The organism is Paenibacillus sp. sgz302191 (assembly GCF_057749925.1).
In genome coordinates, this window is sequence record NZ_JBYLHY010000024.1 from 130,117 (window position 1) to 141,210 (window position 11,094).

Below are 11,094 nucleotides of genomic sequence, written 5' to 3' on the forward strand. Positions count from 1 at the left end.
TATCACAGTTCTAATGATGGAAGATAATGACCTAACTTACAATAAGAAAAAAGCCCTATCTTTTTTCAGAAGACAGGACTTTCGTATTTATGCCGTAGTTCTGTGAAAAAACTCACACTTTTCAAGCTACAGCTTTGTTTTCAACTGTTCGATACTTTGTATCAACTGGTCATTCAAAATGCGAATGTATGTGCCTTTCATGCCAAGAGAACGCGTCTCAATGACTCCGGCGCTTTCCAGTTTGCGGAGCGCATTGACAATAACGGAACGTGTGATGCCAACCCGATCGGCAATTTTGCTGGCAACCAAAAGCCCTTCTCTGCCTTCTAACTCCTCGAAAATATGCTCAACGGCCTCCAATTCACTGAAAGACAACGATCCGATTGCTACCTGCACAACCGCCTTGCTCCTTGCTTCCTCCTCAATCTCTTCAGCACGTTCCCGTAAAATTTCCATTGCTACGACAGTTGACCCATATTCTGCTAAAATCAAATCGTCATCCACAAAAGCGGCATCGTTGCGCGTGAGCACCAACGTCCCCAATCGGTCCCCCCCGCCAATAATTGGGACTATTGTCGTGTATGCATACCGGAAAATCGAAACCATCTGCTTCGAGTAAGGGGTGTCGGGACCGATATTGGAAGAGGTTTCATCGATTTTCAAAAGAAGGCTGTTAAACTCCGATCCGAACCGGCGCTCCGACAAAATCGTTTGATCCATTTCGGATGGCCCGGAATCAAGCCTTAACGCATAGCCAAGAATTTTGCCCTTCCGGCTGATGACAAAAATGTTGGCGCTGACGATATCCCGCAATACGTCAGCCATATCCATAAAGCTGACCGCATTGCCCGCTTCCTTTTGCAGCAGCCGGTTCAGACTTCTTGTCTTGTTTAATAAAGTCATCTTGCTTCCTCCTACTAATGTGACGGCGCTAACTTATAAAATATATTGGCTTAAATCGCGATTTTGCACAATGTCGCTCAATTTGTCCCGCACATATTCCGGCGTGATCTCGATGCGCTCCAAAGTAATTTCGGGAGCTTCAAACGATAAATCCTCCAGCAGCTTCTCCAGGATCGTATGCAATCTGCGCGCCCCGATATTTTCCGTGTTCTGGTTCACTTCAACGGCGATCTGGGCAATTTCCCGGACGGCTTCATCCGAAAAATCCACCTCGATGCCTTCGGTTTGCAGCAGTGCCGTATATTGTTTGGTAAGCGCATTTTTCGGCTCTTTCAAAATGGAAACGAAGTCGTCCAACGTCAAGTTGCTCAGCTCTACGCGGATCGGGAACCGCCCCTGCAGCTCCGGGATGAGATCCGACGGCTTGGCGATGTGAAAAGCTCCGGCGCCGATGAACAAGACGTAGTCCGTTTTGACGGGACCGTATTTGGTTACGACAGTCGAACCTTCCACGATCGGCAAAATGTCCCGCTGCACGCCTTCTCTGGAAACATCCGGGCCTCCGCCGCGGCTGCTGCTTGCAATTTTATCGATCTCGTCTATAAAAATAATGCCCGACTGCTCCGCGCGGCCGATCGATTCCTGAATGACTTCGTCCATATCGATCAGGCGCTGCGCTTCTTCCTGCGTCAAAATTTTGCGCGCTTCCTTGACGGACAGCTTGCGCTTTTTCGTTCGCTTCGGCATGAGGCTGCCGAACATCTCCTGCATGTTCATGCCCATTTGCTCGTTTCCTTGCCCGGAGAGCATATCCAGCATCGTCGGAGAGCTGTCCTCCACTTCGATCTCGATCGTTTCCTGCTCCAATTGACCCGAGGCTAATTGCTCGGCGATTTGCGCTCTGCGCGAAGCCAGGGAAGGATCGGCGGGAGCCGCTTCCTCTTGATTCTCTTGGTTCTGACCGCCGAACAGCATCTCCAGCGGATTGCGCTGCGTCTTGGCGCGAGCGGGGCTGGGCGCAAGCAGTTGGACGATGCGTTCGTTAGCCAATTTTTCCGCGCGGTCTTTCACCTTCTCCGTACGTTCGGCCTTCACCATTCGAATCGCGGTTTCAACAAGGTCGCGCACCATCGATTCCACATCACGGCCGACATAACCGACCTCGGTAAACTTCGTCGCTTCAACCTTTATGAAAGGAGCTCCGACAAGTTTGGCCAACCTCCGGGCAATTTCCGTTTTGCCGACGCCGGTAGGACCGATCATCAAAATATTTTTCGGCACGATTTCATCGCGCAGCGATTCCTCCAGCAAACTTCGCCGATACCGGTTTCTCAGGGCGATGGCTACGGATTTCTTCGCTTTCTTTTGTCCGACAATATATCGATCCAACTCCTGTACAATCTGCTTGGGCGTCAGGGAACTGTTTTTCATGTGGAATCCTCCTAAGAGCTTTCCGGCGGGAAAGCCAACTTTCGTATTCATCGGTATGAATGCGGTTCATGCACCAATGTATGCAGCGGATTATTCAATCTCTTCTACTATAATATTATGATTCGTAAACACGCATATTTCAGCGGCTGTAGTTAATGCGGCGTGAGCGATTTCCTTGGCGCTGAGATGCGCGGCATGACGGTGCAGCGCGCGTCCCGCGGCTAATGCGAAGCTTCCCCCCGAACCGATGGCCAATATGCCGTCGTCCGGCTCAATAATCTCGCCGTTGCCGGAAAGGAGCAGCAGCCCGGATGCGTCCATGACGATCATCATCGCCTCCAGCCTTCGCAGCACGCGGTCCTGACGCCAGTCCTTGGTCATTTCCACCGCAGCCCTTTGCAAATTGCCGTGGTGCTCCTCCAGCTTTCCTTCAAACTTCTCAAATAGCGTAATTGCGTCCGCAACGGAACCGGCGAAACCGGCCACTACTTTGCCCCTATATAAACGCCTGACTTTTTTGGCGCTGCCTTTCATAATCATGCTGTTGCCGAAAGTGACCTGACCGTCCCCGGCAATAGCGCCTTTTCCTTGATGACGAATCGCAAAAATCGTTGTCGCATGAAACGCTGCATGCTGCGGATCCATCCGTCTCACCTCTTTAGTGGAATCTTGATTTCTCGACAAATAAGAAACAGCACCAAAAACAGTGGTTTTGCTGCTGCTTCGAGAGGTCTATTCAATAAAAACATATTAATAGTAACACAGGCGCAACTTTACTTACAAGTTCATTGACGCTCAATTTGTGAAAAATTCTGAATACTTTCCAATGCGCGGTTTGCCAGCATCTCGTTCTTTTCCTTTTTGTTGCGGATGCGCTGCGAAAGCGGCGGAAGCAGACCGAAATTGGCATTCATCGGTTGGAAATGTTTGAAATCCGCGGTCGTGATGTAATTCGCCATGCTGCCGAGGTTCGTATCCTCCGGGAAAACGAGGCATTGCTCTCCTTTGGCAAACCGCCCTGCGTTGATGCCTGCGATCAGACCGGAAGCCGCGGATTCTACGTAGCCCTCAACGCCCGTCATTTGACCGGCAAAGAACAGATCCGCTCTGCGTTTGAATTGGTATGTAGGCTCAAGCAGCTTCGGAGAGTTGATGAATGTATTGCGGTGCATAACGCCATACCGTACGAACTCGGCATTCTCCAGTCCCGGGATCAGCGACAGTACCCGTTTTTGCTCGCCCCACTTTAGATGAGTCTGGAAGCCGACCAGATTGTAAAGCGTGCCGGCGGCATTATCCTGGCGAAGCTGGACGACCGCATGCGGCATTTTGCCGGTGTGGGGGTTAATCAGACCGACCGGCTTCATCGGACCGAACAGCACGGTTTGCTTGCCTCGCTTAGCCATCACTTCGAGCGGCATGCAGCCCTCGAAATAAATTTCTTTTTCGAATTCTTTAAGCTCGGCTACTTCCGCGGTAATCAGCGCCTCGTAGAAGACGTCGAACTCTTCCTCCGTCATCGGGCAATTCAGATAAGCCGCTTCGCCTTTATCGTACCGCGATGCCAGATACACCTTGCTCATATCGATGGAGTCCTTCTCCACGATAGGCGCCGCGGCGTCGTAGAAGTAGAGATACTCTTCGCCCATCAGCTCCTTGAGCTCGGCGGAAAGCGACGGGGACGTCAGCGGTCCGGATGCGACGATCGTAATCCCTTCCGGCAGCGTTTGCGCCTCCTCATTGCGCACTTCAATGAGCGGATGGTTCCGCAGCGTGGAAGTCACTTCCTGCGAAAAGCCGTCGCGGTCGACGGCCAAGGCGCCACCCGCAGGAACGGCATGCTTGTCGGCGCACGCTAAAATGAGCGAATCCATGCGCCGCATCTCTTCTTTCAGAACGCCTACCGCGTTGGACAAACCGTTGGCGCGGAGCGAATTGCTGCACACGAGCTCGGCGAATTGATCGGTAATATGCGCCGGCGTTTTGCGCGCCGGCCTCATTTCATATAACGTGACGGGCACGCCTTGACGAGCGATCTGCCATGCGGCTTCACTCCCGGCAAGACCTGCGCCGATAACGGTTACTCTAGGGAAATCGGACAAAATCGGCACACCTCTAATCCTTCAGTTCATCGTTGTTTTCTTCGTTGGCCTCTTCTTTGTAATCGCACTGTATGCATTGATGGGTAACGCCGCTCTTGCTTCTTTTTTCAATCAGCATGGAACCGCACTGCGGACACGGCTTGCTGACGGGTTTATCCCACGAGACGAAATCGCAGTCCGGATAACGGTCGCAACCGTAAAAGACGCGGCCTTTTTTGCTGCGGCGCTCGACGATTTTGCCTTGATGGCAGGTCGGGCACGTCACGCCGATATCTTTGACGATCGGCTTCGTGTTGCGGCAGTCGGGGAAGCCGGAGCAAGCCAGAAATTTGCCGAAGCGGCCCATTTTATACACGAGCGGCTTGCCGCATTTTTCGCAAAGCTCATCGGAAACTTCGTCCTGGATCTCGATTTCCTTCATTTCTTCTTCCGCAACCTCGAGCCTCTTCTCGAACGAAGCGTAGAAGGAGTCCAGTACCTTGACCCAATCTTCTTTGCCCTCTTCGACGAAGTCAAGCTCTTCTTCCATGTGGGCGGTAAATTCGACGTCCAGTATTTCCGGGAAAAATTCCTGCATCAGCTGAATAACAAGTTCGCCCAGCTCGGTCGGCACGAATTTCTTTTCCTCAATGGCGACGTAGCCGCGCTTTTGAATCGTCTCCAGCGTCGGCGCATAAGTACTCGGACGTCCGATGCCCATCTCTTCAAGCGCCCGAACGAGGCGTGCTTCCGTATATCTCGGAGGCGGCTGGGTGAAATGCTGCTTCGGATCGACGTTTTGCCGTTTCAGCTGATCACCTTGCGTGAGCGGCGGCAGCAGCTTATCCTCTTCGGTCGTGCCGTCGTCGTTGCTCTCCACATACACTTTCATGAAGCCGGGAAACTTCATTTTGGAACCCGCTGCGCGGAATAGGGTCTCGCCTGCTGCCAGATCGACAGTCATCGTATCCAGCACGGCCGATGCCATCTGGCTGGCGACAAAACGCTCCCAGACAAGCTTGTATAGGCGGTACTGGTCTTTGCTCAGGAACTCCTTCACTTGTTCAGGCTCGCGCATCACCGATGTAGGCCGGATGCCTTCGTGAGCGTCCTGCGCGTTAGCATTCTTTCTCACATATTGGCGAGGCGTTTCCGGGTAATAAGCAGCCCCGTATTTGCCCAAAATGAACTCTTTCGCTTCTTCCTGCGCTACAGGCGAGATCCGGGTGGAGTCGGTACGCATATAAGTGATTAAACCTACGGTGCCTTCCTTTCCCAAATCGATCCCTTCGTAAATCTGCTGGGCTACGGACATCGTTTTGGAAGCCCGGAAATTCAGCTTGCGCGCCGCCTCCTGCTGCAAGGAGCTCGTAATAAAAGGCGGGGACGGATTGCGTTGACGCTCTTTCTCCTTGATCTCCTGAACGGTAAACAGCCCGCTGCCCATAGCTTCTAACACAAGTTTAACTTCGTCTTCGGAATGAAGCTCTTTCTTCTCGCCGTTGATGCTGTGGTATTTGGCTTCGAAAACGCTCTTGCCCGATTCCAGTTGGACCGTGATCGACCAATATTCTTCCGGCTCGAACGCTTTGATTTCATTCTCGCGGTCCATAATCAGCTTGACGGCTACGGATTGCACCCGCCCTGCGGAAAGGCCTTTCTTGACCTTTTTCCACAGCAAAGGACTGATTTTGTAACCGACGAGACGGTCCAAAATGCGTCTTGCCTGCTGCGCGTTCACCAGGTCCTGATTGATACGGCGCGGCGTTTTGAATGCGTCTTTAACCGCGTCCTTCGTAATTTCGTTAAATACGACACGGCACGCTTCATCGGCTCTGACGTCCAAATAATGCGCCAGATGCCATGCAATCGCTTCCCCTTCACGATCCGGGTCAGCCGCGAGATATATTTTTTTAACCTTTTTACTGGCATCCTTCAGCTCTTTGAGGACAGAGCCTTTGCCGCGAATCGTAATGTATTTGGGCTCAAAGTTGCGTTCCACTTCTACGCCAATTTGGCTTTTCGGAAGGTCGCGAATATGACCCATCGAGGCTTTAACGATATATTTGCTGCCCAGATATTTACCGATGGTTTTGGCTTTTGCTGGTGATTCGACGATGACTAAAGAATCCGCCATGGATCGTCCTTCCTCCCCTCATGGTCTCCGAATATAGTCTATTGGCGAGATGAATAGCTTCTTGAGCAGCCTATACTAATATGTAAGAAGATCCAGGAAGCTGTTTAATCGCCTTTTTCAATAGTAAAGATAACAGAACTGCATGCAAATGTCCAAACGTAAATTGACTGCGTTCCAAAAGCTCGTCAATGCCGACCGGGCTGTTCGACAGCAATTGAGTAATTTTACGCTCCTCATCGCTCAGTTCGATGCTTGTCGAAGGCTGCTGCAGCCCCCTTAATTCGGCACTGCTCAGCAAATAACGATAATCCTCTATAATATCCTCAACGCGTGTGACTATTCTCGCGCCTGTGCGCAGCAGCTCGTACACGCCCTGGCTTTGATGCGACGTAATCAGCCCCGGGACGGCAAAGACGTCCCGCGATTCATCCGCCGCAAAATTCGCGGTAATGAGCGAACCGCTGTCGGCTGCCGCCTCCACGACGATAACGCCGAGCGACAAGCCGGCGATGATCCGGTTCCGCTGCGGAAACATGCCCGGATGCATGCGCGTGCCGACGGGATATTCCGAAACGATAATGCCTTCCTTCTCGATAATGCGGTACAAATGCGCATGTTCCCGCGGATATATTTGATTAATGGCGCAGCCGAGCACCGCCACTGTCTTAGCTTTCCCAAGAAGCGCTCCTTGATGAGCCTGGCTGTCGATTCCCCGAGCCAAGCCGCTTACGATGCCGAAGCCTGCCCTGGACAAAGCGGCGGACATTTCCACGGCCACCTTGCTCCCGTAAAGAGTCGGCTTGCGTGAGCCGACCATGCCGAGCAGCCGCTGATGCAGGCAAGAGACGTTTCCTTTGTAATAAATAATCCAAGGGGGTTGGGCGATTTCTTTGAGGGCGGGAGGGTACGCTTCATCCAGCAGGGTCATGAATTGAATGGAATGCTTCATATACATCTGAAGCCTTTGTTCGATAAAGGTCGGAGTAAATTGCTTAGCGATTTGTTCGGCGATCTGCCGTCTGATGCCGAACGATGCGATCGCTCCCGCCGAAAGCCCGAACAATTCCCCGGGTTCCGGAAAACTGTTCAAAAGCTTGTAAATCGTTTGCCAGCCAACGCCTTCCATCTCGTGAAGACCGAATATAATGAGACGATTATCCATTAGTATATCACTCCTTGACCATCTGACAAATGTTAAAGCCTTAGGAAAAGAAAAAAAACCTTTCAAATCCCTGTCCGGGAAATGAAAGGTTGCTTACCTTTACGCAAAAAAACTTATTTTTTTGTGATGCATTTTTCAAGGATGCCTTTTTCTTCGAGGACGCTTACCAAAGTGGAGCCCATCTCGGATGGAGTTGCCGCCACCTTGATGCCGCATCTCTCCATTGTCGCCACTTTCTCGGAAGCCGTTCCTTTGCCGCCGGAAATGATCGCACCGGCATGACCCATACGTTTGCCCGGAGGCGCCGTTTTGCCGCCAATAAAGCCTACGACAGGCTTTTTCATGTTGGCTGCGATCCATTCGGCCGCTTCTTCTTCAGCCGTTCCGCCGATTTCACCGATCATGATAACGGCATAAGTGTCCGGATCTTCATTGAACAATTTGAGAATATCGATGAACTCGGAGCCTTTAACCGGGTCGCCGCCGATACCGACTGCGGAGGATTGTCCGATTCCACGGGTCGTCAGCTGGTGCACCGCTTCGTAAGTAAGGGTTCCGGAGCGGGAAACGACGCCGACGTGTCCAGGAGTGTGAATGTATCCAGGCATGATGCCGATTTTGCACTCGCCGGGAGTGATAACGCCTGGGCAGTTCGGCCCGATCAGGACGGTTCTTTTGCCTTCCATGTAACGGCTCACTTTGACCATGTCCAGAACCGGAATGCCTTCCGTGATGCAAATAACGAGATCAAGATCGGCGTCTACCGCTTCCATGATCGCATCGGCCGCAAATGCAGGCGGTACGTAAATAACGGATGCGTTCGCGTCCGTCGCTTTTTTCGCTTCAGCGACTGTGTTGAAAACAGGCAGTTGAACGGTCGTGCCGTTTTCCAGCGTAATATCCAGATTCGTGCCGCCTTTGCCCGGTGTGACGCCGCCAACCATTTGCGTGCCGTAATCCAGCCCGCCTTTGGTATGGAACATGCCCGTAGCACCAGTGATCCCTTGAGTGATAACTCTTGTATTTTTATTGACCAAAATACTCATGATCTATGGTTCACATCCTCATATATGATTTAAGAAACCGCACGGGTTCCGATTATTTCACAAGTGCAACGATTTTTTGCGCGCCGTCGGCCATGGAGTCAGCCGCAACGATGTTCAAACCGGACTCGTTAAGAATCTTTTTGCCGAGCTCCACATTCGTTCCTTCAAGACGCACAACGAGCGGACGGGAAAGTCCGAGCTCTCTTGCTGCCGCGACAACGCCTTCGGCGATAACGTCACAGCGCATAATGCCGCCGAAAATGTTAACGAAAATCCCTTTAACCTGCTCGTCGGACAAAATGATTTTGAAAGCTTCCGTAACTTTGTCTTTCGTAGCGCCGCCCCCTACATCGAGGAAGTTCGCAGGCTCGCCGCCGTAGTGCTTGATGATGTCCATGGTAGCCATGGCAAGACCGGCTCCGTTCACCATGCAGCCGATGTTTCCGTCCAATGCGATGTAGCTCAGGTCGAATTTGGACGCTTGAATTTCTTTTTCGTCTTCTTCCGCAAGGTCGCGCAGCTCTTGAATATCTTTGTGGCGGTACAACGCGTTCGAGTCAAAATTCAGCTTCGCATCCAGCGCCATTACGTCTCCGTCCCCTGTAACTACGAGCGGATTGATTTCGGCGATTGAGCAGTCTTTGTCGACGAAAGCAGAATACAATGCTGTCATAAATTTAACCGCTTTGTTAACGAGCTCAGCAGGGATGTTGATGGCATAAGCCAATTTACGCGCCTGGAACGCTTGCAATCCGATGGCAGGATCGACCACTTCTTTGAAAATTTTCTCGGGAGAATGCTCGGCCACTTCTTCAATCTCCGTGCCGCCTTCTTCCGATGCCATCATGACGACGCGGCCCGTACCACGGTCAACGACGACGCCGACATAATATTCTTTTTTAATGTCACAGCCCTGCTCGATCAAAAGGCGCTTAACTTCCTTGCCTTCCGGACCGGTTTGGTGAGTGACGAGCACTTTTCCTAATATTTCGCTAGCGTATGTACGCACTTCATCGAGGTTTTTGGCTACTTTAACACCGCCAGCTTTACCGCGGCCTCCGGCATGAATTTGCGCCTTTACGACAACTACGCTCGTTCCGAGTTCTTTTGCCGCTTCAACCGCTTCGTCAACGGTAAAAGCAACTTTACCTTTAGGAACGCTGACTCCGTACTGTCTCAGGACTTCTTTGCCTTGGTACTCATGGATATTCATTTCCTAAAATCCTCCTATCAGTATGGACTTTCTTTACATGCTATACATGGGGAAAAGTGCGATTCCCATTCCGCGCCGCACAGGAGGAAACCCTGGCAGCACCCACTAGTATCACACTTCTTCACAAGCCCTAACCATTGTATCATTTTTTTTCGACAGTTTCCTTAATTTTTTCTGCAAATCAGTAGAAGTTTCCTTTCACAGTGAAAAACATATGCTATCACCGCACGCGCAAAAAGACGCATATTCCGATTGGGAAAAATGCGCCCTTCAGACCGGCCGGGATGCCAAACCCACTGCCAAATTTCGTCGGCACCGCTCAATAAAATGTCGTGGCCGACGTATTCATTCGCGGTTCTCTTTCCGCTTGTTTAATAAAACGAAGCTCATTCCCGACAAAATTGCACACCAGGCATTGAATCGTAGGCTCCGGTTCCGCGATGGCATCCGGCTCCTTGAACTCCTTGATGCTTCCGGAAAGAGCATCTTTCACAAACGATTGCGTGTAGCTCGTAATTACGCTGAATTTGACCCGGTTGGAACGGCAGTTCGGGCAAAAATACGGCTTCTCCTGCATCATCATCACCTCTGTTTTCCAGTATGTGCACATTGGCGCGATTTTATAATGCAGCCGATTGGATGTTCCGTCGATTTCCCGGATTTTTATTTAATGATATTAATTATTCGCCTCATTAAAAATCTACAAAATCCGACGAAACCCGCCTATACCGTATGAGCTCCGAGCAATTTTCGATCAACCGAACCTTTCTGACCTCACTCCTTCTGTTACTACTTAGGTACTGAAGCAGAATTTTCTCTCAAAATAAAAAGGTATTTGGTTTCATACGCCGAAAAGGTAAGATAACCCAAAACGGAGAGAGGAGTGTCCCCTATGCATATGTCTACTGAACAAGTTCATTCCATTTGCAAGGGCGACCCCGACATTATCGCTGCCTTCAACGCCTTGTTGCAGGTGATTGATGAACAGGCAAAAATCATTGAACGTCAAGCGAAGCGTATTGAAGAACTGGAACATCGTGTTCAGGATCTCGAACGTCAGCTCGGTCAAAATAGCAATAACAGCAGCAAGCCGCCTTCCAGCGACGGGTTTCGGAAAGTCA

General features: G+C 51.1%; 9 protein-coding genes and 1 pseudogene. 1 reads left to right on the forward strand and 9 read right to left on the reverse strand.

The features are described from left to right. Positions 1 to 126: 126 nt before the first annotated feature. The 9 genes from codY to AC3G2T_RS27785 all read right to left on the reverse strand — a co-directional run bounded on the left by codY (position 127) and on the right by AC3G2T_RS27785 (position 10,556). Positions 127 to 903 (reverse strand): GTP-sensing pleiotropic transcriptional regulator CodY, encoded by a 777-nt coding sequence (codY, locus tag AC3G2T_RS27745; protein ID WP_474683236.1) that lies wholly within the window; start codon positions 901 to 903, stop codon positions 127 to 129. Between the two features lie 33 nt (positions 904 to 936). Next, the gene (hslU, locus tag AC3G2T_RS27750; protein ID WP_474683237.1) at positions 937 to 2,334 is read right to left on the reverse strand and encodes an ATP-dependent protease ATPase subunit HslU; all 1,398 of its coding nucleotides are present in this window, start codon (positions 2,332 to 2,334) and stop codon (positions 937 to 939) included. 90 nt (positions 2,335 to 2,424) lie between these two features. Continuing rightward, positions 2,425 to 2,979 (reverse strand): ATP-dependent protease subunit HslV, encoded by a 555-nt coding sequence (hslV, locus tag AC3G2T_RS27755; RefSeq protein ID WP_474683238.1) that lies wholly within the window; start codon positions 2,977 to 2,979, stop codon positions 2,425 to 2,427. A 140-nt stretch (positions 2,980 to 3,119) separates the two neighbouring features. Further along, positions 3,120 to 4,436, reverse strand: coding sequence for an FADH(2)-oxidizing methylenetetrahydrofolate--tRNA-(uracil(54)-C(5))-methyltransferase TrmFO (gene trmFO / locus AC3G2T_RS27760; protein ID WP_488437574.1), 1,317 nt, complete (start codon positions 4,434 to 4,436; stop codon positions 3,120 to 3,122). Between the two features lie 13 nt (positions 4,437 to 4,449). After that, positions 4,450 to 6,552, reverse strand: coding sequence for a type I DNA topoisomerase (gene topA / locus AC3G2T_RS27765; RefSeq protein WP_474683240.1), 2,103 nt, complete (start codon positions 6,550 to 6,552; stop codon positions 4,450 to 4,452). A 70-nt stretch (positions 6,553 to 6,622) separates the two neighbouring features. Beyond that, positions 6,623 to 7,714: a DNA-processing protein DprA gene (gene dprA / locus AC3G2T_RS27770; RefSeq protein ID WP_488437575.1), complete on the reverse strand. Its 1,092-nt coding sequence runs from the start codon at positions 7,712 to 7,714 to the stop codon at positions 6,623 to 6,625. A 113-nt stretch (positions 7,715 to 7,827) separates the two neighbouring features. Beyond that, positions 7,828 to 8,760 carry a succinate--CoA ligase subunit alpha gene (sucD, locus tag AC3G2T_RS27775; protein WP_474683242.1) on the reverse strand — a complete coding sequence of 311 codons (933 nt, stop codon included), beginning with the start codon at positions 8,758 to 8,760 and terminating at the stop codon, positions 7,828 to 7,830. A gap of 52 nt (positions 8,761 to 8,812) precedes the next feature. Next, positions 8,813 to 9,973, reverse strand: coding sequence for an ADP-forming succinate--CoA ligase subunit beta (gene sucC / locus AC3G2T_RS27780; protein ID WP_474683243.1), 1,161 nt, complete (start codon positions 9,971 to 9,973; stop codon positions 8,813 to 8,815). A gap of 319 nt (positions 9,974 to 10,292) precedes the next feature. Next, the gene (locus AC3G2T_RS27785) at positions 10,293 to 10,556 is read right to left on the reverse strand and encodes a hypothetical protein (RefSeq protein ID WP_474683266.1); all 264 of its coding nucleotides are present in this window, start codon (positions 10,554 to 10,556) and stop codon (positions 10,293 to 10,295) included. Between the two features lie 408 nt (positions 10,557 to 10,964). On the opposite strand from AC3G2T_RS27785, the pseudogene AC3G2T_RS27790 reads away from it, so the two are divergent. Then, positions 10,965 to 11,094, forward strand: a pseudogene (locus tag AC3G2T_RS27790) (DUF6444 domain-containing protein); the annotation flags it as partial.

Excerpts from the sequence above, each read along its gene's own strand:
- topA (WP_474683240.1), bottom strand. The coding sequence starts at position 6,552 with ATGGCGGATTCTTTAGTCATCGTCGAATCACCAGCAAAAGCCAAAACC.
- hslV (WP_474683238.1), bottom strand. The coding sequence starts at position 2,979 with ATGGATCCGCAGCATGCAGCGTTTCATGCGACAACGATTTTTGCGATT.
- sucC (WP_474683243.1), bottom strand. The coding sequence starts at position 9,973 with ATGAATATCCATGAGTACCAAGGCAAAGAAGTCCTGAGACAGTACGGA.
- dprA (WP_488437575.1), bottom strand. The coding sequence starts at position 7,714 with ATGGATAATCGTCTCATTATATTCGGTCTTCACGAGATGGAAGGCGTT.
- sucD (WP_474683242.1), bottom strand. The coding sequence starts at position 8,760 with ATGAGTATTTTGGTCAATAAAAATACAAGAGTTATCACTCAAGGGATC.
- hslU (WP_474683237.1), bottom strand. The coding sequence starts at position 2,334 with ATGAAAAACAGTTCCCTGACGCCCAAGCAGATTGTACAGGAGTTGGAT.
- AC3G2T_RS27785 (WP_474683266.1), bottom strand. The coding sequence starts at position 10,556 with ATGATGATGCAGGAGAAGCCGTATTTTTGCCCGAACTGCCGTTCCAAC.
- codY (WP_474683236.1), bottom strand. The coding sequence starts at position 903 with ATGACTTTATTAAACAAGACAAGAAGTCTGAACCGGCTGCTGCAAAAG.